We start from the raw sequence: 23942 nt of genomic DNA, 5'->3' as shown, positions 1-23942 counted from the left end.
TGCCTAAAACTTAATATTAAAATAAATTATTCATCATCGCGCCAGAAGAAGGTATCTTCATCTCTACTACGGCTCTTTTTAATTGAATCATAGCCATATGGCTTTACACTTCTTCTTTCACTCTTAGGATTTGACTTAGAGAAATCTCTATCATTTCTCTTGCTATCAAAGGACCTATCATCTCTACGTCTTCTATCATCATAGCCTCTATCACGACTTGGACGATCATCGAAATCTCTTCTAGGTCTATCATCCCATCTTCTATCCTGACGATTAAAGCCTCTCTCCTCATCTCTTCTTGGATATGAAGGTCTATCATCAAAGCGATTATAGGAGCGTCTATCATCATCTCTGCCCTTAGATCTTCTATCATCATAGGAATATGATCTTTTTTCATCATCTCTTCTATGATAAGACTTTCTGCCTTCATCATGATAAGAGCGTCTGTCATCATCTCTTGAGAAGGATTTCCTATTACTCCTACTATCTTCACTTCTGTTAAATCTAGGTCTATCTTCTCTTCTACTTTGTCTATCATTAGACCTTTCTTTACGGTCTACTCTTGGTGAAGACTTTCTATCCTCATCATCTTTTTCCATTGATAGAACTAATCTCTCAAAATCCTCGTCCTTGACCCTTTCCACTTTCCTTTTCCTTATAACATTATCTCTAAAGATATCAGTTGATGCATCCTGGATCTTTTCAAAAATAAATACTCTTGATTTACCACTCTTTTTAGAGGAAAAACCAATAGGTCTTACATCATCTGTAATCTCTGTGATTTTATATGCTTTTTTAAGTTTTGTCTTATCCAAAGAGAAAGTAGCCAAATTAGTGGAAAAAATCAATATCCCTTTTTGTTTTAATACCTTACTGATTTTATAAAACCAAATATTTGCATCCTTTTTTACATCAAATGGCTTTTCCATCTTATGTGAGTTAGAAAAGGATGGTGGATCAAAAATAATTAAGTCCCACTTTTTATTTTCCTCTATTGCTTTATCAATAAATACTGTTGCATCCATAGTAATAACAGGGAATGCCTTTTCACTTAAAAAACCATTATTTTTTAAGTTTTGCTTTGCTATTTCACAGTAGGTATTTGATAAATCAACACTAGTAACGCTATCAGCACCACCAGCTGCTGCATAAACAGAAAAAGAGCCAGTATAAGAAAATAAGTTTAATACACTAAGACCAAAGGCATTTTCCTTTACGAATAATCTAGTATTAACGTGGTCTAGGAATAGTCCTGTATCGATATGAGTTGTTAAATCTGTAATAAATGAAAGTCCATTTTCCTTTACACTAACAACTACACTTCTTTCATCTAATTTCTCATGTTGCTCTTTATTTTCTCTTTTCTTTCTATCCTGGAAAATTATTTTTTCTCTTTCTACATAGACCATTCTAGAAACAATATCGATTGCTTCTTCACAATTCTCATCACTCAGGTTCTCATCATAGTTAACAATTTTTGCATACTTTCCATAAAGCTCAACAGTAAGCTGCAAAGATTCAATATTTCTATCATAAATTCTTGCAACGTCACTATCGCTTTGGTTCATCCATCTTCTTGCTTCTAGTGCATTTGCCTTTAAAATCTTGGCAAAATCTTTTTTTACATACTCTTCCATAATTTTGATATAATATATCATAATTTGATTTTGGAATATTCAAATGGATAGAGAAGCAATAGAATTTATTAAAGAAAAGGAATCACAAATAGGAGCAAAGATAGGCTGGCGTACCTTTTCCACCTGGTTTGGGTCAAATAATGGAATTTTAAGAGAATACGGAGTATTCCTTTGCGCTTTTGATGATTCTTTATATTTTGAAGATTTTGAACGATTACCAACCTTTTTAGGTTATCCAATTCAAAGAAAAAAGAAAGTAGAATATGTTAGATATGATAGAACTATTAAGGCCTCTGATATCAAAGCTATTACTCTAGTAAGGAAAAGGGACGCTGAAAAAGCAATAAGAGAAAAAGCACTTAATCCTCTTCCAAAGGCCAATAAGCTTATTAGTCTTTTTGCAAAGACTGTAACTCAGGTTGAATTATCAAGTGGTGAGCTACTATATTTTGAGCTCATTAGTATTAAAGAATTTGAAAAAATAGTTAAGGAGTTAAAGAATGGGAGCATTTAAAGCCTATGATATTCGCGGTGTATATAACGTGGATTTTGACAAAAATACAGCATATAAGGTTGGTTATTTCCTACCTTCATTATTAAATGCAAGCTTCGTAGCAGTAGGACGCGATGTAAGAGTAAGCTCTGATGAGATTCACGATGCCTTAGTAAAGGGTATCACAGATAGTGGTGCAGATGTATATGATTTAGGACTTGCAACTACTCCAATGGTTTATTTTGCTACTACATTCTTAGATGCTTCAGCATCTGTACAAATTACTGCAAGCCACAACCCACCAAAGTATAATGGCTTAAAAATTAGTAGAAAGGGAGCTCTCCCAGTTGGTGGTGAAACAGGCTTAAAGGATCTTGAAAAGCTTGTTAATGAAGGTGAAGTAAAGGTTGCTGAAAAGAAGGGTCAGGTTTTTGATAGAAGTGATGTTAAGGATAGCTATGTTGAATTCCTCCGCAACAAGGTAAGTGATTTATCAAATTTAAAAATATCTATGGATTTATCCCATGGAATGGCTAACCTTGTAATAAAGGATGTTCTTAAGGAATATAATGATAATATCCACTACCTATATGATCACTTTGACGGTACCTTCCCTGCTCACGAGCCAAATCCATTAGAGGTTGAAAACTGTAAGGATTTAATGAAAGCAGTAGTAGAGGATAATTCTGATTGTGGTGTTATCTATGATGGTGATGCAGATAGAGTAATGTTTATCGATGAAAAAGGCAGATTTATCCAGCCAGATTACATTACTGCTGTAATTGGACTTTACTATAGCAAGAGTGAAAAGGGTAATGTATTACAGGATATTAGAACAAGCCGCTCAACTTCAGAGTATCTTGAGAAGCTTGGATTTAATGTTACTACTTGGAAGGTTGGACATGCATTCGCAAAATTAAAGATTAGAGAAATTAATGGTATCTTTGGTGGTGAATTAGCAGGGCACTATTACTTCAGAGATTTTGGTAATTGTGATTCAGGTGTATTAGCATCTCTATTAGTACTATCTGTAGTTTCAGATCTTAAGAGAAATAATAAAACACTTTCATCATTAATCGATGAAATAATTAAGTATCAAAATAGTGGTGAAGTAAACTTCAAGCTTGAAAACAAGGATGCTGCTATTAATGCTCTATACCAAAAATATGTAGTAGAAGAAAAAGCTAATAAGGTATTAGATTTTGATGGCTATAGAATCGAGTTTGATAGCTGGTGGTTCAATGTTAGAAAGAGTAATACTGAGCCTTATTTAAGAATTGTATTAGAAGCTCAAACAAAGGAAGAGATGGAAAAGCATCTTAAGGATATCTCTGATATTATTCATAAATTTAATTAAGCTTTATTAGGGGCACAAAATTGTGCCCCATATTTACAAATTAACCGCCAGAAAAGCCCACGCGCCTTGGCCGTGAGATGAAAGGCGTTAATGCGTAATGCCACAAAAATGTGCTATAATGATGTCATGCGGACACTGACAGTAAAACTGTACAATAGCGATGACTTCGGATACCTTAGTGATATGATAAATATTGCTGGGATTATATACAACACAGCACTGACAATTATACAGGACTACTATACCGAAACAGGGAAGCTTATGGATAAATACGAACTCCAGAAACAGCTCCGTGGTCTTCGCAACATGGATGAAAACCACCACTGGCGATATGTGGGAAGTCAGGCGGTACAGGAGATAACCGACAGGATATACAGGGCGTACCGGCTGTTTTTCACTAACAGGGAGAAGGGAGTCAAATGTTCGCCACCGCGTCGTCGCAAGGTCAAAAAGTACAAAAGCGTCACCTACAAACAGGCGGGATACAGATTCCTTACTGGCGGACGTATCAGCATAAATGGACACATCTACAGATACTGGGACTCCTATGACGGACTCCTGGAACGGATCAAAATCAAGACCGTAACGGTAAAGCGCAACATACTCGGAGAGTTTTTCGTCTACGTCACCACCGACAGCCCCGTCACCATGCTTGAAACCAGGGACGGGCGCGGTGAGGTCGGCATGGACTTCGGACTCAAGATGTTCCTTTCGCTGTCTGACGGCAGTGTGATCAGATCCCCGGAGTTTTTCAGACAGGGAGTAAACGAAGTCCGAAAAGCCAGCCGTGCCCTGAGCCGTAAGGTGATGGGAAGCAACGGATACGACCGTGCACTGAAGGCACTGTACCGCAGGCACCAGGACATCGCCAACAGGAGAAGAGACTGGTTCTGGAACCTAAGCCACGAACTCTGTTCAAGGTACGGCGTCATAGCCATAGAAGACCTTAATATCAAGGGTATGGCGAGGCTCTGGGGACGCAAGGTCCACGACTATGCGTTTTCGGAGTTTGTAGAAATCCTGGAGTGGTGTGCCCGAAAGTACGGGACCAGGGTCATCAGGATTGGACGGTACTACCCGTCGTCCCAAACCTGCTCCGCATGCGGACATGTGTGGCCGAGCACCAAAGACCTCAGTGTCCGTGAGTGGACCTGCCCGAAATGCGGGGTGTATCACGACAGGGACGTGAATGCTGCGGTGAACATACTCGCTGAGGCAAAGCGTATCATGAACCGAATGGAACAGGCGAAGGACGCCTAGACTATAAGGCGAGGCCGGACGGGTCTCGCGGGCCAGAGACGGTGTAAGACGCCCTTTGGGGTGCAACCTTCGTTACCATGGCCAGATTCCCATGGGCTTGCCCGTGGGAGTACGTCAATAGATTTATTCCCATACCAAGTGTAGCTGATAGTCCAACTATAGATGTATTTCTATAGTTCATATCCTCTGTTGCAACTAGCTTCATTCCTGTCATTGCAATCGATGCAAATACAGAGACTGTAGCTCCACCTAATACACATTGAGGAATAGTAGTTAGAAATGCACTAAACTTTGGAATTAATCCGGCTACTAATAAAAAGATTCCACAAAGTGATAGTACTCTTTTATTTACAACCTTAGTTGTTGATACTATACCAACATTTTGTGAATAGGTAGCATTTGGAAGACCTCCAAATAAAGAAGATAGAACATTAGAAACTCCAAAGCCAATAATGCCACCTCTAATTTCATCACTAGTTGGTTCTCTATCTAGTCCACCCATAGTAGTTGCATTGAAGTCTCCAATTGCCTGGACACTATTAATTACAAATAAAATTGACATTGTGATAATAGAGCTTATTTCAAATTTAATACCAAATGGTACAACTCTTAGAGGTGCAATAATTTCAGATCTCGATATTGCAGAGAAATCAACTAAACCAAAGAATAGAGAGACTATGTAGCCACAGATAATACCAATTAATATTGATGCAAGCTTAAACATTCCCTTTCCATAGTGATTAAGAGCTGTAACGATTATTAAAGTAAAAATAGCAATGCCCCAATTTGTTAAGGATCCAAAATTAGGGTTACCACTTCCACCTGCCATATAAATAATTGCTGTAGGATAGAGCGATAAGCCAATTGTAAATACTACTGTTCCTGTTATCAAAGGAGGGAAAAACTTATTAAGCTTTTTTGATGCTATACCAAATAATATTGCAACTATACCACCAACCAATTGGGCTCCAAATACATACTCAAGGCCAAAGGCAGTGCTTATTTCTATCATTACAGATAAATATGCAAAGGAAACCCCTATAATTACAGGCAATCTTGCACCACAAAATTTTGTAACACCAAATAGCTGAAGTAATGTTGAAATTGCGGCCAACACTAAGGACGACTGAATTAATACAATACTCATCTTCTCATCTAAGCCTGCAACAGAGCTAATAATAATTGCAGGAGTAACACAACCTACTATCATTGTCACTAAATGCTGAGCTGCAATAGGAATTGCATTCTTCAAAGGTGGCATTTTTCCATTTAACTCAAATAATCTGCTCGATTCCATAACAACTAGTTTACTATATATTTATGATTTTAAAAGTTTTTTCTTTAAATATTTTCTAAATCATAAATTTTAGTTTGATGTTTTTACGTCAATTTCGTTTTTTATCAAATATTATTCATAATTATTACAAAAATATTTATTTTTACATAAATTTTTTAATATATTTCTTCTGATTTCATCATTTTACTATAAATTAATTTTTGATATTGATATTTTATTTTAATATGATTATAGTATAGCGGAATTATTAAGGAGAAACACATGCACGCAGAGAAATTAGACTTCGAATATATCCTTAAATCTTATGAAAAAAAGGATACTTCATTAGCAGATAAGTTATTCAACGTAAATATTGCAAGAACAGCAAGAAACTTTCATAGACAGATTCCTACATTTAGACAGACACCACTTTATCCTCTTTCACAGCTAGCAGATATGTTAGGTGTAGAGAATATATTTATTAAAGATGAATCTCAGAGACTTGAATTAAATAGCTTCAAGGTAATGGGTGGCTCCTTTGCTATATATCGTTTCCTACAGAAAAAGCTTGGCTTATCAGATAAGGAAATGAGCTATAAATATCTTTTAAGTAAGGATTGCCATGATAAGCTAGGAACTATTACATTCGCTTCAGCAACAGATGGTAACCACGGAAAGGGTATTGCATGGGCTTCTAGAATGCTTGGACACAAATGTAATATTTACGTCCATAGAGAGACGAGTGAAGCTAGAATTAATGCTATTAAAGCCTTTGGTGCTAATGTCACAGTTGTTAATGGTAACTACGATGATGCAGTACGCCAGGTAGCAATTGATGCAGAAAAGAATGGATGGGAAATCATTAGTGATACATCTTGGCCAGGATATACAGAAATTCCAACTTGGATTATGCAGGGTTATACAACAATGCTATTAGAGGCACAGGAGCAGCTTTCTGGAATGGGATATTTCAAGCCTACTCACGTATTTGTCCAGGCAGGTGTTGGAGCCTTAGCTGCCTCAGTAATTGGCTTCTACGCTTCTCTATTTAAGGAAGATATGCCTAAATTTGTTGTAGTCGAGCCTAATAAAGCTGCATGTATCTATGAGTCAGCTAAGATTAATGATGGCAATCCTCATACAGTTACAGGAGACTTAGACACTATTATGGCAGGTTTAGCTTGTGGTGAGCCTTCTCCTATTGCATGGTCTGTATTAAAGGAGCTTGTAGATGCTTACGTTTCAGTACCTGATTATATTGCAGCACGAGGTATGAGAATTTTAGCTACACCTCTTAAGGATGACCCAATGGTTATTTCAGGTGAATCAGGGGCAGTAACACTTGGTGCTCTATATTCAATGCTTACAGAAAAAGAAATGTGTAAGGATTTAATTGAGCATCTAGGAATTGATAAGCACAGTCAAATCCTATTTATCAATACTGAAGGTAATACAGATCCTAAGCACTTTAGACAAATCATTTGGGATGGCTGTGACCCTGTTCCAAAAGAATATTGGACCCAACGTTAATAAAACAATTATATAGGCTGTTAAGTTAATTAGCAGCCTTTTTTTGTCTTTAAGTTTTCAATGCTCAACTACACTTCACTATTTTCTAAACTTCAAGAATGAGTTACCACATTAAAGTGTAATGACCTTATGATTTAGCTTATACGAAATGAAAGGAATTACAAAGATTTTGGCATTATACATTTCTTTTCTTTGCGTTCTAGCTTCTTTTTAACTGTTAAAACAAATAAACCCCTTCCAATAAAACAGGAAGGGGTATAATTAAAATTTAAATAAGATTACTCAATAATACTCCATGTTGAATCATATCCATGTGATACTTTATCGCTTGGAGAAACAACACCCATAGCCTTTACATATTCACCAATCTGTGTTGGCACAGGAGCTCTATCAGAGCCTAAGTACTGGCTAGCTGTCCAGAAGCAATCTGATTCACTCTTACCTGTTGCTTCAGCAAAGCCATAACCACCAGAGAGTCTATAGGAATTTAAAGCAACCTTAACAGAGCTAATCTCTCTTACATCAACTCCATTAATCTCTGCCTTAACAAGCTTTGAGTCATTTTCCTTAGATGGATCAATTTCATAATCAACACCGTAGAATGTATCAAGACCATAAATTGATACACCTTCTCCCATTGAAACCTTTCCATCCTTAATACTATACATATTAGCAACGCAATTCATCCAATTATAAAGCTCTTGACCTGTAAGCTCTACTGCACATAAAAGGTTGTTAGAATATCTATAGAGCTTAGAAAGCTCAAGTGTTGAAATTGTATCACCATCAGCTGGAACAAAGCTTAATTCCTTATTAGCATTTGTACCGAATACAGGAGAAGCAAATGAAACTGTTGCACCTTCAACACCTTCACTCTGCCATGTACACCAAATCTGAGCCTTATGGATGAAATCCATTAAAGCAGTTTGTGAAAGAATCATATCATTATTACTCTTTCCTTCTGCTTCAGCTTTAAAATTATTCCAACCATTATCAAAGCTACCAATTGGAGCACTTGCCCACTGATATGTTTCGTTGTACCACTCATCCATCATCTGGCTAAGAGTTTCATCTGGAGTAACACTATCAAGAGATGTAAGTGATGATTCAATACTAAGACCTGTAACCTTACCCTTCTCAAAATCAATAGTTAAAATACTCTCTGTAAGAGCCTTTCCACCACCATTTACGATTGTGACATCCTCTCCTACACTGTTCTTAGTAATTGTAATATTTGCTTGGTGATCATGACCACAAATAATCAAATCAACACCACTAGTTGCTTGTGCAGCCATTAATGTCTGACTTTCTAAGCTAAAACTATCAGCACTTCCAAGTCCACTGTGTACAGCAACAATTACGATATCAGCTTTTTCTTTATTTCTTACAACATTAACCCACTTATCAATTTCATTTGCAAGAATTCCATCTTTATTTTCTAATGAAGAGAAAGATAAGTTAGGATAGTTAGTTGCTAAATCCCAGTTAGCATTTGCAGCATTACCAAGACCAATTACTGCAACCTTTGCCTTTAAACCATCATCAAATTTAAATGTAAAGATTTCATATGGCTGATAGAATGGATCCCCTGCCTTAGCCTTGTCACCATGTACATTTAAACCATCCTCAAGAAGAGTAACATTTCCACTTAAGCAGCTAATACCTTCTTTTTCAGCAAAAAGTACTTGAGTATCTCTTTGATTTGGAAGGAAGTTAAATTCATGGTTACCCATAGTCCAAACGTCATAACCGATATATGCCATAGCACTAACCATTGGGTTAATAACATCAATCTTAAAGTTAATAGCATATTGAGCTAATAGATTGCCCTGAATTGTATCACCATTATCGATGACAAGCATGCTATCACCAAAGCTTTCTCTAACAGCTTCTACAGCTGTAGCAACTCTTGGCATTGAATTGATATCTTCCTTACCTGTTGCAACATCTTTACTTGCAGCTCTTCCGTGCATATCTGTTGTTGAAAGAACAGCAATCGAATGGCTTGTAGGCCCCATTTCAACACTTGCACATGAAAATAGCAAGATCAAAGATAAAGTTAGCAATAATAGTTTTTTCATTTAAAACTCCTTTATAGAGAAGTGTATGTAAATAAATATATAAGTTCAATTGCATATTATAGAAAGCAGTAAATATAATGAAAAAAAGTATAAATAAATTACTAAAGCTTAAAAATAAAAAACCTCGGATATTATCCGAGGCTTGCTCCCCCTGCAAGATTTGAACTTGCGACAGGCGGATTAACAGTCCGCTGCTCTACCGACTGAGCTAAAGGGGAATGCTTTTTATCAGCAACGAGTAGTAATCTACAATATTCATAAAAAAGTGTCAACATATAATTAAAAAATATTTAAAACTTTTCATGAAAAAATTTATTACTACTTTTTATTTTATTATGTTACAAATAATTAATAATAATCAACTAAATATAATTCCTTTAATATAGCTATGCTCAGGTCTATAACTAAGAGAATACTATTAATAGTGTAATTACAAACTAATAATTGTAGGAAGCTTTATATCAAAAAAGACCACTTCAGAAGAAGTGGCCTTTAATTCTAATTAAGAATTATTACTTAACTGGATATACCTTTGCGAGATAATCAGCAAATACTTCATTAAGCTGTCTACCTAACTGTACGATCTTACCGAACATTGTAAATCCGTCACCACCAGCTGCTAAGAAGTCATTTGTAGCAACTAAGTATGTCTTATTCTTGTCGATAACTTCACCATTAGGAAGAACTACTCTCTTAATTCTTGAACCTGCTGGGCTGAACTTAGAGTATACAACCTTAAGGTCTGTCTGAGTAAATCCACCATTTGTCTCTGGGAGCATTCTGTAACCGAACTCGAGAGCTTCGTAAACCTGTGCACCTGTGATTTCACATACAGCAATTGTATTTGTGAATGGGAGTACATTGTTTACATCACCGAGAGTTACCTTACCAGCCTTGATAGATGCTCTGATACCACCACCGTTAGTGATTGTGAAGTCAGCACCTGTCTCATCTGTCATTGCCTGACAAACAAGCTTAGAAAGGTTAGTCTGCTTTGTTCTTACATTAGCTCTTTCACCATCAAGGTTAACAGGAACTTCAGCAATTACAACATTGAGGATGTCGTTGAGCTGATCCTGTGCCTTAGCAATATAAGCTGAAACTTCAGGATCATCTGGAACTTCTGTAATACCAAATGACTTAGCTAAGTCACTATTAGCAGGGTCAAGAACATCAGCTGCTGTAATGAGCATTGGATATGTAGCTGTTACCTTACCATCCTTTACATGGATCTGTACGAGACCAACATTCTTAAGGTACTCACCAGCCTGTACGATTAATGTATCACCAACCTTAAGTCCTTCTGGAAGAGTTGTGTGGCTGTGACCATCAACAAAGAGGTCGATACCCTTGATGTTTTCACATACATACTTACTTGTGATACCACTTGAACCATCTTCATCAAGACCGAAGTGACCAAGTACGATTACGTAATCACAATATTCATTAGCTAAATCAACTGCATACTGAGCTGCTGCAAGTACTTCATCAGACCAGAATGTTAAGCCTTCTGTATACTTTGGATGAGCCTTAGTCTTTGTATCAGGTGTTGTGAGACCGAATACACAAACCTTGAATCCATTGAAGTCATAAATCTGATATGGCTGGAATACATTGTAACCATCTTCAGTAAGGATGTTTGCAGAAAGAACTTTTGGTCCGCCAATTGCTTCAGAAAGCTTAGCAAGCTCTTTAAGGTTCTCTGCACCATAGTTGAAGTCATGGTTACCTGGAGCTACTGCATCATAACCAATCATTGCAAGGATCTCACCAACTGTCTGGCCCTTGAACATATTAGCTAAGTTAGTTCCGTGTGTAACGTCACCAGCATCAAGTACGAGGATGTTATCTGTAATAGCCTTACCTGCTTTTACTAATGTAGCAAGCTTAGCATAACCCATACCACCATCAGCTGGAACAATTCTAGCATGAACGTCATTTGTATGAACTACAAAGAGGTCAAATTCTGTATCACCCTGAGCATTCTTTACAATTGCCTTAACGCCATATGGATATACAACCTCTGGTTCCTCAACAACTGCTGGTTCTTCTGCTACAGGCTCTTCAACTACAGGAGCTGGTTCTTCAACAGCTGGAGCAGCAAATAAGCCAGTTACATAGTCAACTAAATCACCAGCGAGCATGCTAGCAACTGCTAAAAGATCATCAAAAGAAGCATCCTTTGAGAAATAAAATTCAACACTTGAATCACCAGTAAGCTTGTATGTAACTAAATTAGCATATGCGCTATATCTGTTAGCAATAAAAGCAAAGAATGATGTTGCATCTTCATCAGTAATAAAGCTTGGGTAATCAATGAATACCTTACCGAGCTGAGCTTCATAGCGAACAGGATATCCAAATACAGAAACTGAACCTGAATATTTTGTTTCAACTGGAGCTGGCTCTTCAACTACAGGTGCTGGTTCTTCAACAACTGGAGCTTCTTCTACTGCTGGAGCAGCAAATAACTGGTTAACATATTCAAAGAGAGTATCTAATGCTAAACCACCAACTGTCTCGATATCAGCATATGATGCAGCCTTATCGAAATAAACATTTACAGTACCTGGTGCAGCAATTTCGAATACAGTACCTTGAACTAAAGCACCATACTTGTCAGCAAAATAGCTTAAGAAATCAACTACTTCTTCATCTGTAACGAATGAAGGATAGCTAATTGTAGCCTGACCTGTTACAACTTTATAAGAAATAGGATAGCCATAAACAGAAACTGATCCATAAACAGGCTGTTCTTCAACTGTTGGTTCTGGTTCTGGTTCTGGTTCTGGAGCTACTACTGGTGCTGGTTCCTCAACTACAGGAACTTCAGCTACTGGTACAGCTTCTGGAACTACAATTTCAGGTGTAACCTCTACTGGAGCAGATGTACTCTGACAACCGATAAGAGAGAGGGCAACCATAACGACAAGAACTAAAGTTGACAGTGTTTTAGTAAAACGATTCACGTGTCTTCCTCCTAACAACGAACGATTGTTTATTTTTGTTTTAAGAAAATGTTCTCTGTTACAATATAACACGAAGAGTCAAATTAAGATACGAAAAAAATATTAAAAATTAGAAAATTTTTGATACAAAAAAACCTGTCGACGTCTCGACAGGCTGAAAAATTTCATATTGCAAAAAAATTACATAAGATCTTTTGCTTTACGAGCTGTATTACCAGATTTTTCACATACAGCGTAGTGGCGAAGCTTACCATTTTCGAATACACTCTTCATCTTAATTTCACCACCCCATCTGCTGAGTAATACCTTAGCACCTTCACGGTGAGCGTTCTTAGAAACATTACCGGCCATTTTATTATTCCTCCGTAAATGACATGTCTTGCATATAATACACAAACCAAGACCCTATGTCAAATAATCTTTAAATTTAACTAAAAGGGAGAATATCATTTAAGTATTATTTATATCAAGCTCAAATTCAAAAATTTTTTTTGAGTATATTATTTGATTATATAAGAAATTAAATTAATTATGAAAATTTTTTGAAAATTTTTTTGAAAAAGTAGTTGCAATTATTTTTGATTACAGGTAGTATCTCGATTGTTCAGTTGAACAAGTGCCGACTTAGCTCAGCTGGCAGAGCAGCTGATTTGTAATCAGCCGGTCGTTGGTTCAAATCCGACAGTCGGCTAAGACCTCAGAAATGAGGTCTTTTTTTTGTATTGTCCACTCTTTAATTTTGACTTATCATTCCTCTTCAGAGGTATAATATGGAAAACTACATTCAAGATACTAAGGAATTATTAGAATTTATTAAAAATAGTCCCTCCCCTTTTCATGTTGTTTCTAATATGAAAAGAGAGCTTATTAAAGCAGGCTTTAAGGAACTAATAGAAACAAAACCATTTAATATAGAAAAGGGCTCTTCATACTTCATTACTCGTAACTCATCTTCTCTTATTGCTTTTACAATCCCAGAAAGCTTTAAAGGTTTCTCTGTAATATCTGCACATACAGATAGTCCAACCTTTAAAATAAAACCGAACCCAGAGATAGAGGCTAATGGCTATATTAAATTAAATATTGAAAAATATGGTGGAATGCTTCTTTCTCCATGGTTTGATCGCCCACTATCTGTAGCTGGTAGAGTATTTATTAACAATAATGGTTCAATTGAGGAAAAACTAATCAATATTCCAAGACCACTATTATCAATAGTTAACTTAGCTATTCATCAAAATAGAACAGCTAATGATGGAATAAAATACTCAGTTCAAAAGGAATTACTTCCAATCTTTACACAAGGTAATGATAAGAAAGCCTTTACAGATCTTATTGCTAAGGAAGCTAATTGTAAGTCAGAAGAGCTTTTAGATTGGGATTTATTCCTATATAACATGAGTGAACCTACTATTTGGGGCTTAAACAATGAATTCTTCTCTTCACCAAAGATAGATGATTTACAATGTGCTTATTCTGCATTTAAAGCAATATTAGATAGTAAGCCAAGTGATAGAATTGCTATTATCTCATTATTTGATAATGAAGAGGTCGGAAGTGGAACAAGACAAGGTGCTCTCTCTGATTTCTTAACTTCTATTATGGAAAGAATAATGTTTGCTTTACATCTTAATGAGGATGAAAAATATATAAATATCGCATCTTCATTTATGATTAGTGCAGATAACGGACATGGTGTTCATCCAAATTACTCAGATAAAAGCGATGTAACAAACCTACCAAAGCTAAATAATGGTATATTAATAAAATACTCTGCAAATCAGAAATATACTACAGATGCAGCAACAGGAGCATACCTTAAAGCATTGCTCCAAAAGAATAATATACCTTATCAAGTATTTGTAAATAATTCAGATCAGCTAGGTGGTTCTACACTAGGAAACCTATCTATTCAAAAAATTAGTATTCCTACCTGTGATATCGGAGTTGCACAACTAGCAATGCACTCACCATATGAGTGTGGTGGAACTAAAGATACCACCGCACTTTTAAAGCTTTTTAAATCCTTCTTAGCGCTTTAAATCAGGTCTAAGATTACTAGCTCTATTCAAGTAGACCATTTTAGGTTCACTTTTTCTAGGATGGTTTACTTGAATTAATACTCTAATTACTTTATCAAGCATTCCATTAATTTCAGCCTCTTGAACACAAAATAGAGGAACAGCAGAGCAAAAACCAGCCTTTCTAACAGCAGCTGCTGCATTTCTAGATTTTAAATCAGATGTTTGAGAAAAAAGTACAAAAGAAATCTCTTCTTCTGTGAGATTATTTTGTGCAAGAATCTCAGTAAATAATTCCTTTACAGCCTCATCGATTCCTGCAACACTGTCAAATTCTACAGTTGTAGCACCTCTAATTGCATAAATTGCTTCACTCATAAACTTACTCCTGTACTTACTACTTTTTCAATTAAATCAGAAAAGGTTGCTAACAAAAGTACAATCAAACATCTTAGTATAGTCAATAGAGCAGGAGAAAAAGCCAATACTTTTGTATAGAACAACTGATAAATTGAGGCAAAGATTATCCATACACCAAAGAAAATCATAGTCCAACTTATTAGTGTCATTGAATATGAAATAAAATCTAATAAAAAATTATCAACTGGTGTAATAAATGTAAAAACAAACATTAAAAAGAAAAATAGATATAGCACTAATAAATATGTATGCACTCTAGATGAAAATGCTAAAACACGTCTAAATTGAAGCATATCTATTCCCTTTTTCTTTTTTATTTATACTGACTACTCCCACGGGCAAGCCGGTGGGGTTCTGATTACCAAGAGTATCTTGTAATCGTACATCATTTTCAGACTTTGGAGTTACAAGTGTAAGCCTATTTGAATCAGGACTTTCATTATCAAGCAGTCCTACGACCACATTAGCGATAAATTTCTGCTTTTCAGCAAGGAAGTACAGTCATTCTCCCTGTTATTAATAGTTTTAACCTATTTTAATTCCACTATTCAATACTTTAATCTTATTAACCTTAATCCTTTCTATTAGTTTTTTCTCCATATTGTAGAATCTTCCAAACTCCATATTGCATTTATTTTTGTCTATGCTGTTTGTTCTATAATCGTAACAATAGAGTAAGAATGATGAATACCAATCTCTCTGCACCTCGGTACCACTACGAAGTTTATACAATCTATCAGATAGCTTCTTCTTGATATAATCATCCGCAGTATGGTCATATTGTGATGCTCTATAATTATTAGAAACCTCGATATATGTACCGCCTGTCACTTCAAATTTCTTTTGTACAGTGGTCTGAAATTTAGAAGGACACCTGTTCTTTATTGTTTTGCCAAATCTCTTTTTCTTATTGAATTTACCTTTTTCATTTTTTGTGGTTTCTTTAGCTCGCTTCATGAGCTTGCTTGCATTTTTCTCTTCAGTTACAAATGTATTAGCTAAACTACGTAAATGATTTGCATCCTCGTTTATTGCAAGTTGTCTATTTACTGCATTGATTCGACATAATTCATAATATTTGTCTTTCAGCTTTTTGTAATGATTTGAATATTTCCAATCCTTACGACCTTTTTTAATACTACCATCATCGTTATAGTTTTGAGGATTAGTAGCTCGTCTTGACCTATCCATCGCACGATGGAGTAGTCGTTCTTTCCTCTCTGATGTTTGAATACTATTGCCACGCTCTGAAAGATTTTTCAAGCCTACCTCTGTATTAGATGTATACGCAACAGTCTGTGTACCAATATCAGCACCTATAATACCTTTACCATACTTATGTCGGAGACTGCCATCCCTGTTGTATTTTGGTTTTGACTTACCTTCAATGGCCAGGTGTAAATATACCCTGTATTTGCCTCTTATTATTTTAGGTACAAGCGTTGCATAACATGGCCTGTATGTGTCTATGCAACGGCCATCTTCCTTGAAAGTATTAACCGCTTTTCTATCTATGCTTTCAGATTCAGCAAGGTAGGACACAATTGCATTAACCTCATCTCGTTGAAATCTATCAACTACCTTTATTCCAAAATTAATCTTACCAAGTTTGAATTGTAGCTGCTCTTCCTTTACAGACATTGGTATACCACGATTTATCTGTTTTGATCTGATGCAAGGCAGTTCTCCGTATTTAGAGAAGTGAATTGTTGCTCCTCTCCCATACAAGCATTTCTCTACACCTCCCCAAATATCCTCAGCTTTAGTTAAGGCAAAAACAGCATCTATTCCATATTTTTTACCTATTGGAATCATGGATTTTCTACAATAATCCCATGTGACATTATAGTCTTTCTGCATTTCGCTAAGCTGATTAGCTAAATCCTTACGTTTATTTTTATCTCCGGTGTTACCATACAAAACAAGTAGCTTGCGGTATCTCTTTGTACGTAGAAGTTGCTCATAATTCTTTCTCATAAGAGCTACAAGTTCGTTTCCTGCTTTTCGTATTTTATCTGAAAGAGTTACAACTTGAAGTATATCAGAATAAGGCATATCACTTTCAACGGCTAAAATATGCCTCTCTGAAACCTTATGATATTGTTTTAGTATCTTATTATACTCTTCATCAATCATGGTTTTTCCTTCCTCAACTGAATAGATTCAAGCAAGGTTTTCAAGTTCGGTTTTCCATTCAGAGGGAACTGAAATATTGATTTGTACGTTATTGCTTTTAGGACGAGCCATTACTATTATCTTCCTCCACGATTTGAATGATATGCTGAATTATCAGTATTTCATTGATTATTATGATGGTTACTATTTTCTGTGTATGCTTGTATTACTTATTCCCCTTTTATTTCCTTTCTAGATTTATTATACACATAGAATATTTAATTATCCTAGTTAATTTTCAAGGTAAAAAAAACTGCTTCCATCCCACACGCAAGCGTGAGGGTTTTTCGCAGCATATTTATAACATTTTTTCAAAAATAGACAACAGCTGAATAGGTAGACGTATAAATACAGGTTTACTTGTGTGAATTACAACCTCTTCCTTTTCACTCCTATTTGAAAGCGATATAGAGCTATTTGAAATAGTATATCCACCTAGCTCCCATTTTAACCCATCGGAATCAACCTTTGCTGGGCTTGATATTGGCATAATACTAATATCACTTCCAATTGGAAGATTTAATTTTACCGTTTTATCACACCTAATAATAATATCATCTGCTGTTATCCAAAATTTAGGAGCTGGATAGCGATAGAATAAAGCCATTATTGCAAGCAAGTGGTCAATTCTTCCTCCTCCACCACCAATTAAAATATATTCATCACTTTCAATGTGCTTTATTGCTAATTCAGTATCTGAGTAATCCTTATCTCGAGGATAAAAGAGAGCTCCACTATCTTTTATTTCTTCAAGATAGTTAGTAGAATCCATATCACCCAGGACCAAATCCGGTACAATATTTAATTCTTTAGCTTTATCATAGCCACTATCAGATGCTATAACAAAGTCATAGTCCAAAGATACGGGAATATAGTTTGGGCCTTCACCCCCTGTGATTATCAATGTTACTGCCATAGACATATGATAATAGAGGAATTACATAGTATTCAATTATTATTTAAATATTTTTCTTGTGAAAAACTATTATTTATGCATATGATATTTATGGAAATACTATTTTTTGTTGAGGTATTTGATGAAAAAAGAAATTTTAAATGAGTTCAAACAAATTGGAGCTATTCCTACAGACATTTTAATTCCAAACGTTGGAATTGATCAAAAGAAATGGGCAGTAGTAGCATGTGACCAATTTACTAGCCAAAAGGAATATTGGAAGGAAGTAGAAGAATATTGTAAGGGTGCGCCATCCACAGATAATCTTATCTTCCCTGAGTGCTACCTTGAGGATAGTGATAAGGATGAAAGAATTAAAAGCATTAATGATGCAATGCAAAAATACCTTGATGAAGGTGTTTTTAGAACCCTTAACGATTGCTTTATTTTAGTTGAAAGAACTACAGAAAGTGGTACTCGTTATGGCTTAATGGCAGCACTTGATCTAGAAAAGTATTCATATGCACCAGATTCAGTAACCCCAATTAGAGCAACTGAGGGAACAATTTTATCAAGAATTCCACCTAGAAAGGAAATTAGAAAAAATGCTCCACTAGAGCTTCCTCACATTATGGTATTGCTTAGTGACGAAAGAAGAAAGATTATAGAGCCTTTAGTAAGTAAAAAAGCTTCACTAGAGGTTGTATATGACACTCCATTAATGATGAATGGTGGTCATCTTAAAGGATATTTAGTTAATAAGGAAGAAGATTTCTTATCAATCCTCGAGGGCTTTAAAGAATTAACTAAATCCCTAAACCCTAATAACCCTTTACTATTTGCAATGGGAGATGGTAACCATAGCCTTGCAACAGCTAAGAGCCAGTGGGAAGATATAAAAGCAAATCTTAATGAAGCTGAAAAGGAAACAAATCCTGCTCGTTATGCATTAGTAGAGCTTGAGAATATCTTTGATGAAGCTCTCTTCTTCGAGCCAATTCATAGAGTCTTCTTTAATTTAGATAGAAAGGATTTTGATGCCTCCCTTGAAAAGACTGCAGAAGGCTTTAGCGTAAAGGAGGTAAAGGATCTTGAAGAAATAAAGAGTGAAATAAACAAGGGCTCACAAAGCTTTGGATATATCGATAGCACAGGATACTTTGTTTATACAATGAAAAATCCAAATAGCTCTACCTCAGCAGGTACTATGCAGCTTGTTATTGATGATTTAGTTCCAAATAAAAAAGCTGACATAGACTATATCCATGGTATGGATGTAACTGAGGAGCTTGGACGAAAGAGCAATAATGCAGGTATCATATTACCAGAGGTATCAAAGGAAACCTTCTTTGAATCTATCCTGCATGATAGAGCATTCCCAAGAAAGACCTTTAGTATTGGGCATGCAAATGAAAAGAGATACTATTTCGAAGCAAGAAAGATTAAATAAGATAAGGCTTTATATCAAAGGATCCTTGTCTTAGAATCTTAATTTCACTGCTTGAAAAATCAACTAGGGTCGATGGTAATCCTTTCGACCCTATATTCTTTTTAACTATAAAATCTACTTTACTATCAAAGACAGCTAATATTTCATCAAAGGTAGTTAAGCTTGGCTGACCTGAAATATTTACACTAGTTGACCAAATTGGTCCAACCTTCTTAATAATCTCACCTATAAAGCTATCATTAGGGACTCTAACTGCAACAGTATTACCACTATCCTCATCCCTTAAAATTGCTGTTAAAGGTGCAGGATAAATATCATAGAGTATAGGAGGTACAATTAAAGAGGATTTCTTTAATTCATCAAGGCTCATAAGTGTAATAAGATTTTTACTTTGAGGTCTTTGCTTTATTTCAAAAATATAATCCTTTGTAATCTCATTAGCTATACCAGAAAAGCCATAAATAGTATCACAAGGAATAGCACCTATTTTATTATCTACTAAAAGCTTACAAACACTATCAATTATATTATTGCAAGAATCAAAAATCATAGTCTTCATGATAATTATCTCCTCTATAAACATCACTCTCATCATTACTCTTGTGCCTAAATAGCACTAAAATTAAAATAGAGCAAACAAAGCAAATTGCTAAAGAAATTAAAAAAATTAAAGATAAACTCATACCATGGTATATTTGAGGTAAATCATCCTTATATACAGTATTTTCACTATATTCTACATCGGGTTCCTGGAAATAAAAGACCTTCTCCCCTTCTCTATTGTAGCCAAGAGAAAGAGCTAAATCATCCATAGCACTGTTTTCATCTAGCTGTTCATATTGCTGAGTTAATGAAGCAACTTTAACTAAATATAGCTCTTCCTTTTGCTTTAAAGCTTCATATCTTTTTTCTAGGCTACGGTTGACCAAATAACCATTTTCACCAAAAATTGTTATGAGAAATACACATGGAATAAGAAAACACAATAGCATCAATAAAAGTTTTTTTATTGTCATAGATTCCTCTCATATGTATAATAATAATAAGTACCTATGTTTGTATAGAACTTTGGAGGCCTTTTACATGTCTAAAACAAAAAGTACGGCTAAGCTTGTTATTACAAGCGTTATATTATCCTTGATAGTATTGGCAATATTTACTTTAGTATTCCTAAAATATATTGTTCCTGTGTATAATATAACAGAAAAGCAAGTATATGATGTACTTGTAAAGTTATTTCCAATCCTTGTTGGACTTGCTCTTATTCAAATTGGAATAATTACAGGAAAACAAAACGAGGAAGATTTTAAAGATCAGATTGATAAATTACCCCCTAATTCATATTCAAACTCAGTTTCATCAAGTACAAATGATGACCCAGATAATATATCTTTAGGAGCGGCCTCATTAAAGATTGAAAAAACAGCTGTTGATAATACTGAACCAATAATTAAAGAGGTTCCAGTTGAGGTTGTTAAAGAGGTTGTAAAGGAAGTTCCAATTGAGGTTGTTAAGGAAGTTCCAGTAGAAGTTATCAAACAAGTAGTAAAAGAAGTCCCAGTTGAAATTCTTAGAGATGTAACTAAAGAAGTCGAAATTCCAATAGAGGTTATTAAAGAGGTTCCTATTGAGGTACTTAAGGAAGTACCAGTTGAGGTTCTAAAGGAAGTACCTGTAGAGGTTATTAAGCCTATTGAGGTAGTTAAAGAACCACCAGTTGAAGTAGTTAAGGAAGTTGAAGTTCCTGTAGAGATTATCAAAGAGGTACCAGTTGAAACTATAAAGGAAGTCGAGGTTCCAGTAGAAGTTATAAAAGAAGTACCAGTTGAGATAATCAAAGAAGTACCTGTTGAAATTTTAAGAGATGTACCTGTAGAGGTTATTAAAGAGGTAATTAAGGAGGTTCCTGTTGAAGTAATCAAGGAGGTTCCTCAAGAGATTATCAAGGAAGTTATTAAGGAAGTACCAGTTGAGGTATTAAGAGAGATCCCTGTAGAAGTTGTTAAGGAAGTTGAAAAAGAAGTTTATGTTGAACCTAAAGAGGAGATTCTTGATCTTAATTCATTCCTTGATAAGGAAATTGCATTTGCAAGAGAAAACTTTACAGACCTTACAGTAGTAGCTATTAGAAAGTCAAATGAAATAACTGCAGATAAGCTCAACCTAACACTTAAGGAGTACTCATTTATCTTCGAGCAGGATGATGTATTTATTTTAGTATTCTGCTTTGCAAACAAGGCGGAGGTTGATGAAATAATCAAGAGTCAGGAGTTTAATCTTGGTCCTATTAACTATTCATCAGCTGCTCTTAATGATAAGAGTACACCAGAAAGCTTAATAAATGAGGTTAAAGCTTTAGTTTAAAAATTTAACAGCTCTAATTTAGAGCTGTTTTTAATAAAGGAGATAAGATGTTAACAGTATTAAAAAACCAAAATAGTTCTTTAACTATATCAACTCTTGGTGCTGAGCCACAGAGCTATATATTAAATGGAATTGAATATATTTGGTCTGGTGATAAAGCTCATTGGCCACGAAGAGCCCCTCTTCTATTCCCTGTTACAGGACCTCTAAGAGAAGATTCTATTGCAGTAAATAATGTTAAATATAAGATGCCTGGTAATGGCTTTGCTAGAGATACTGAATTTGAGTTAATTTCTGTTACAGAAAATAGTGCAACCTATAAGCTAACAGATAATGAATCAACAAGAGTATTCTACCCATTTAGCTTCTCATTAACTGTTACATATACATTAAAGGATCAAGCATATGAAGCATCCTGTACAGTTGAAGCTCCTAGTGAGGATATTTACTACACTTATGGATGGCACCCAGCATTCTCATTAGATATCAATGGAAAGGATTGTCCTCTTGATAGCTACTCACTCTCATTTAGTAATAATGAAAGGCTCGATAGAAGATATCAGGTTAATGGTATTTTTAATGTTGAGAAGGACTTCCTAGTTGGTGATACTATCAATCTTTCACGTAAGGAAACAGATAAGGGTCCTATCGCACTCTGGAATGTTACAAGTGATGAAGTAACACTTACATCAAGCTTAGGAGAACATGGTGTAACAGCTACTCTTGGATCCTTTAATACATTTGTAGCTTGGACACCAAATAACAACGCTCAATTCCTATGCCTTGAACCAATGTACTCCTTTGGTGATGCATCAAGACCATGTGAAATGAGCCAAATGTATGGAATTACTAAGCTAGAAAAAGGTAAGACAGCAACTTATACAAACGAATTTAGATTCTTCTAATACTAAATATTTTTAAATCGATAAGCCCGTAGCGATGTCTATGGGCTTTTTACATAAATAGAGATGCTTTAATTATTAATTTGTATTTATTATCTTTTAGGAAGCTATTTTGAAATTGGATAGATGTATAAAGCTTATCATAATTTAAGGTTAGACCAAGTCCAATATAAGATGAAGAATCATTAACCTTTAAGATACTATTTTTACTTCTCTCATCACCATATAAAGCTATAAAGCTTAAATTTCTATTAGGTAAAAATTGTAGAGTTAACTCTGCAGTAGCCTCAAAGGTAAAAATATCAGAGAAAATATTCTTTAAAGATAGTCCTGCTCTTGGTCTATAGAAGCTTAGCTCTCCAGCTGGAGTATACTTCTCTCTTCTTACAGAAAAACCAAAGGTTAATGTATCTAAAATATTACTTAGACTAACAGATAAATCCTTTGATTGGTCGAGTGTTAAAAGTGAGTCTGTATATAGTCCAAAAGAAAATATATTAATATGATATTGAGCTCCTAGACCCATACTAAAATAGTTACTACCATCTAGGTTTGTATATTCAGCTAATAAAAAGTTTTGAAAAAAGCCTAAGTAATCACTAATTACCTTATTATCTCTAATTGCACTACTTCCACCCTTAATTCTAATACCAGCAGCAAAGTCTTTTATTCTATATCCCCAATCAAGCTGAATATTATTACTTGAAATAAAATCGTAGGAAACTCCATTATCTAATAGCTTTCTATCACTAGTTCTATAGCCAAAGGCAGCAGAAAAGAGCATTTTAGCTCCACCAAAGCTAATATTAAGGTTGCTATCTAAAGCTTGTACCAAAGCTAAAGGCTCTTTGATTATTGTGCTATCAAGAGTATCACCATAGGTAAAGCCAATGATAAATTTACTCTTCAAATCCTCTCTAAATGCTATAGCAGCTGGATTAGAATACACATTAAATACATCAGAATAAAAGGATACATTATCGGGAAAGACTGTAAATACAGCAGCACTTAACGAGAAAAGAGTAAAAAATAATACAATCAAAAGGGATAATGTTTTCTTCATAAAATTATGATAACACATAGTTCTTTTTTCAAAAAGCTTATCATGGTAC

The 23942-nt window shown here is 35.1% G+C and carries 21 protein-coding genes and 2 tRNA genes; 9 read left to right on the top strand and 14 right to left on the bottom strand.

Annotated features, from left to right (window positions below):
* Positions 1-26 precede the first annotated feature (26 nt).
* Positions 27-1637, bottom strand: coding sequence for a class I SAM-dependent methyltransferase (locus FYJ80_RS01060; protein WP_206360898.1), 1611 nt, complete (start codon positions 1635-1637; stop codon positions 27-29).
* A gap of 43 nt (positions 1638-1680) precedes the next feature.
* Between FYJ80_RS01060 and FYJ80_RS01055 the strand changes: the two genes are divergently transcribed.
* The 3 genes from FYJ80_RS01055 to FYJ80_RS01045 all read left to right on the top strand — a co-directional run bounded on the left by FYJ80_RS01055 (position 1681) and on the right by FYJ80_RS01045 (position 4747).
* Positions 1681-2151, top strand: a complete 471-nt coding sequence (locus tag FYJ80_RS01055; RefSeq protein WP_154424269.1) for a hypothetical protein — start codon at positions 1681-1683, stop codon at positions 2149-2151.
* The gene (locus FYJ80_RS01050; protein WP_154424268.1) at positions 2138-3487 is read left to right on the top strand and encodes a phosphomannomutase/phosphoglucomutase; all 1350 of its coding nucleotides are present in this window, start codon (positions 2138-2140) and stop codon (positions 3485-3487) included. The genes FYJ80_RS01055 and FYJ80_RS01050 overlap by 14 nt, the downstream gene beginning before the upstream one ends.
* Positions 3488-3613: 126 nt before the next feature.
* Positions 3614-4747, top strand: a complete 1134-nt coding sequence (locus FYJ80_RS01045) for an RNA-guided endonuclease InsQ/TnpB family protein (protein ID WP_206360897.1) — start codon at positions 3614-3616, stop codon at positions 4745-4747.
* A 1-nt stretch (position 4748) separates the two neighbouring features.
* Here FYJ80_RS01045 and FYJ80_RS01040 read toward each other — a convergent pair whose 3' ends face one another.
* Positions 4749-6044 (bottom strand): uracil-xanthine permease family protein, encoded by a 1296-nt coding sequence (locus FYJ80_RS01040; protein ID WP_154424266.1) that lies wholly within the window; start codon positions 6042-6044, stop codon positions 4749-4751.
* A 261-nt stretch (positions 6045-6305) separates the two neighbouring features.
* On the opposite strand from FYJ80_RS01040, the gene FYJ80_RS01035 reads away from it, so the two are divergent.
* Entirely contained in the window at positions 6306-7553 is a 1248-nt protein-coding gene (locus tag FYJ80_RS01035; RefSeq protein WP_154424265.1) for a diaminopropionate ammonia-lyase, read from the top strand.
* 278 nt (positions 7554-7831) lie between these two features.
* Here the strand turns inward: FYJ80_RS01035 and FYJ80_RS01030 are convergent, their stop codons facing one another.
* From FYJ80_RS01030 to FYJ80_RS01015, 4 genes are all read right to left on the bottom strand, one after another.
* A complete protein-coding gene (locus FYJ80_RS01030) occupies positions 7832-9634 on the bottom strand; it encodes a bifunctional metallophosphatase/5'-nucleotidase (RefSeq protein ID WP_154424264.1) in 1803 nt (600 codons plus the stop codon).
* 145 nt (positions 9635-9779) lie between these two features.
* Positions 9780-9852: transfer RNA gene (locus FYJ80_RS01025), tRNA-Asn, on the bottom strand.
* 294 nt (positions 9853-10146) lie between these two features.
* Positions 10147-12603 (bottom strand): bifunctional metallophosphatase/5'-nucleotidase, encoded by a 2457-nt coding sequence (locus tag FYJ80_RS01020; protein ID WP_328596670.1) that lies wholly within the window; start codon positions 12601-12603, stop codon positions 10147-10149.
* Positions 12604-12783: 180 nt separating this feature from the next.
* Entirely contained in the window at positions 12784-12954 is a 171-nt protein-coding gene (locus FYJ80_RS01015; RefSeq protein WP_154424263.1) for a hypothetical protein, read from the bottom strand.
* 267 nt (positions 12955-13221) lie between these two features.
* Between FYJ80_RS01015 and FYJ80_RS01010 the strand changes: the two genes are divergently transcribed.
* Both FYJ80_RS01010 and FYJ80_RS01005 read left to right on the top strand, forming a co-directional pair.
* Positions 13222-13294 (top strand) — tRNA-Thr (locus tag FYJ80_RS01010).
* A gap of 79 nt (positions 13295-13373) precedes the next feature.
* On the top strand, positions 13374-14645 hold the full coding sequence (locus FYJ80_RS01005; protein ID WP_154424262.1) for a M18 family aminopeptidase: 1272 nt from the start codon (positions 13374-13376) through the stop codon (positions 14643-14645).
* Here FYJ80_RS01005 and aroH read toward each other — a convergent pair.
* From aroH to FYJ80_RS00980, 5 genes are all read right to left on the bottom strand, one after another.
* Entirely contained in the window at positions 14634-15002 is a 369-nt protein-coding gene (gene aroH, locus FYJ80_RS01000; RefSeq protein WP_154424261.1) for a chorismate mutase, read from the bottom strand. The genes FYJ80_RS01005 and aroH overlap by 12 nt on opposite strands.
* Positions 14999-15337 (bottom strand): hypothetical protein, encoded by a 339-nt coding sequence (locus FYJ80_RS00995; protein ID WP_154424260.1) that lies wholly within the window; start codon positions 15335-15337, stop codon positions 14999-15001. Before FYJ80_RS00995 ends, aroH begins: the two co-directional genes overlap by 4 nt.
* Positions 15324-15506, bottom strand: coding sequence for a hypothetical protein (locus FYJ80_RS00990; protein ID WP_206360896.1), 183 nt, complete (start codon positions 15504-15506; stop codon positions 15324-15326). The genes FYJ80_RS00995 and FYJ80_RS00990 overlap by 14 nt, the downstream gene beginning before the upstream one ends.
* Before the next feature lie 63 nt (positions 15507-15569).
* Positions 15570-17180: a hypothetical protein gene (locus FYJ80_RS00985; RefSeq protein ID WP_154424258.1), complete on the bottom strand. Its 1611-nt coding sequence runs from the start codon at positions 17178-17180 to the stop codon at positions 15570-15572.
* Between the two features lie 337 nt (positions 17181-17517).
* Positions 17518-18135 (bottom strand): thiamine diphosphokinase, encoded by a 618-nt coding sequence (locus tag FYJ80_RS00980; protein WP_206360895.1) that lies wholly within the window; start codon positions 18133-18135, stop codon positions 17518-17520.
* Positions 18136-18256: 121 nt separating this feature from the next.
* Here FYJ80_RS00980 and FYJ80_RS00975 point away from each other — a divergent pair, with 121 nt between their 5' ends.
* Positions 18257-19564 (top strand): DUF1015 domain-containing protein, encoded by a 1308-nt coding sequence (locus FYJ80_RS00975; protein ID WP_154424256.1) that lies wholly within the window; start codon positions 18257-18259, stop codon positions 19562-19564.
* On the opposite strand, the gene FYJ80_RS00970 is transcribed toward FYJ80_RS00975, so the two are convergent.
* On the bottom strand, positions 19557-20123 hold the full coding sequence (locus FYJ80_RS00970) for an L-threonylcarbamoyladenylate synthase (RefSeq protein WP_206360894.1): 567 nt from the start codon (positions 20121-20123) through the stop codon (positions 19557-19559). The two genes, FYJ80_RS00975 and FYJ80_RS00970, sit on opposite strands and share 8 nt — an antisense overlap.
* The gene (locus tag FYJ80_RS00965; protein ID WP_154424254.1) at positions 20104-20580 is read right to left on the bottom strand and encodes a hypothetical protein; all 477 of its coding nucleotides are present in this window, start codon (positions 20578-20580) and stop codon (positions 20104-20106) included. The genes FYJ80_RS00970 and FYJ80_RS00965 overlap by 20 nt, the downstream gene beginning before the upstream one ends.
* A 67-nt stretch (positions 20581-20647) precedes the next feature.
* Between FYJ80_RS00965 and FYJ80_RS11665 the strand changes: the two genes are divergently transcribed.
* Both FYJ80_RS11665 and FYJ80_RS00955 read left to right on the top strand, forming a co-directional pair.
* On the top strand, positions 20648-21928 hold the full coding sequence (locus tag FYJ80_RS11665; protein WP_206360893.1) for a hypothetical protein: 1281 nt from the start codon (positions 20648-20650) through the stop codon (positions 21926-21928).
* 47 nt (positions 21929-21975) lie between these two features.
* Positions 21976-22833, top strand: a complete 858-nt coding sequence (locus FYJ80_RS00955) for an aldose epimerase family protein (RefSeq protein WP_154424253.1) — start codon at positions 21976-21978, stop codon at positions 22831-22833.
* A gap of 49 nt (positions 22834-22882) precedes the next feature.
* Here FYJ80_RS00955 and FYJ80_RS00950 read toward each other — a convergent pair whose 3' ends face one another.
* Positions 22883-23893 carry a hypothetical protein gene (locus tag FYJ80_RS00950; protein WP_154424252.1) on the bottom strand — a complete coding sequence of 337 codons (1011 nt, stop codon included), beginning with the start codon at positions 23891-23893 and terminating at the stop codon, positions 22883-22885.
* Between the last annotated feature and the right edge of the window lie 49 nt (positions 23894-23942).

Source organism: Bullifex porci, from assembly GCF_009695635.1.
GTDB lineage: Bacteria > Spirochaetota > Spirochaetia > Sphaerochaetales > Sphaerochaetaceae > Bullifex > Bullifex porci.
The sequence above is the reverse complement of the archived record's forward strand: the minus strand, read 5'-3'. Positions and strand labels throughout refer to the sequence as shown.

Excerpts from the sequence above, each read along its gene's own strand:
- FYJ80_RS00995 (WP_154424260.1), bottom strand. The coding sequence starts at position 15,337 with ATGCTTCAATTTAGACGTGTTTTAGCATTTTCATCTAGAGTGCATACA.
- FYJ80_RS11665 (WP_206360893.1), top strand. The coding sequence starts at position 20,648 with ATGTCTAAAACAAAAAGTACGGCTAAGCTTGTTATTACAAGCGTTATA.
- FYJ80_RS00985 (WP_154424258.1), bottom strand. The coding sequence starts at position 17,180 with ATGATTGATGAAGAGTATAATAAGATACTAAAACAATATCATAAGGTT.
- FYJ80_RS01030 (WP_154424264.1), bottom strand. The coding sequence starts at position 9,634 with ATGAAAAAACTATTATTGCTAACTTTATCTTTGATCTTGCTATTTTCA.
- FYJ80_RS00970 (WP_206360894.1), bottom strand. The coding sequence starts at position 20,123 with ATGAAGACTATGATTTTTGATTCTTGCAATAATATAATTGATAGTGTT.
- FYJ80_RS00950 (WP_154424252.1), bottom strand. The coding sequence starts at position 23,893 with ATGAAGAAAACATTATCCCTTTTGATTGTATTATTTTTTACTCTTTTC.
- FYJ80_RS01005 (WP_154424262.1), top strand. The coding sequence starts at position 13,374 with ATGGAAAACTACATTCAAGATACTAAGGAATTATTAGAATTTATTAAA.
- FYJ80_RS01060 (WP_206360898.1), bottom strand. The coding sequence starts at position 1,637 with ATGGAAGAGTATGTAAAAAAAGATTTTGCCAAGATTTTAAAGGCAAAT.
- FYJ80_RS00980 (WP_206360895.1), bottom strand. The coding sequence starts at position 18,135 with ATGGCAGTAACATTGATAATCACAGGGGGTGAAGGCCCAAACTATATT.
- FYJ80_RS01040 (WP_154424266.1), bottom strand. The coding sequence starts at position 6,044 with ATGGAATCGAGCAGATTATTTGAGTTAAATGGAAAAATGCCACCTTTG.
- FYJ80_RS00975 (WP_154424256.1), top strand. The coding sequence starts at position 18,257 with ATGAAAAAAGAAATTTTAAATGAGTTCAAACAAATTGGAGCTATTCCT.
- FYJ80_RS01035 (WP_154424265.1), top strand. The coding sequence starts at position 6,306 with ATGCACGCAGAGAAATTAGACTTCGAATATATCCTTAAATCTTATGAA.
- FYJ80_RS01055 (WP_154424269.1), top strand. The coding sequence starts at position 1,681 with ATGGATAGAGAAGCAATAGAATTTATTAAAGAAAAGGAATCACAAATA.
- FYJ80_RS01015 (WP_154424263.1), bottom strand. The coding sequence starts at position 12,954 with ATGGCCGGTAATGTTTCTAAGAACGCTCACCGTGAAGGTGCTAAGGTA.
- FYJ80_RS00965 (WP_154424254.1), bottom strand. The coding sequence starts at position 20,580 with ATGACAATAAAAAAACTTTTATTGATGCTATTGTGTTTTCTTATTCCA.
- FYJ80_RS01050 (WP_154424268.1), top strand. The coding sequence starts at position 2,138 with ATGGGAGCATTTAAAGCCTATGATATTCGCGGTGTATATAACGTGGAT.
- FYJ80_RS00955 (WP_154424253.1), top strand. The coding sequence starts at position 21,976 with ATGTTAACAGTATTAAAAAACCAAAATAGTTCTTTAACTATATCAACT.
- aroH (WP_154424261.1), bottom strand. The coding sequence starts at position 15,002 with ATGAGTGAAGCAATTTATGCAATTAGAGGTGCTACAACTGTAGAATTT.
- FYJ80_RS01045 (WP_206360897.1), top strand. The coding sequence starts at position 3,614 with ATGCGGACACTGACAGTAAAACTGTACAATAGCGATGACTTCGGATAC.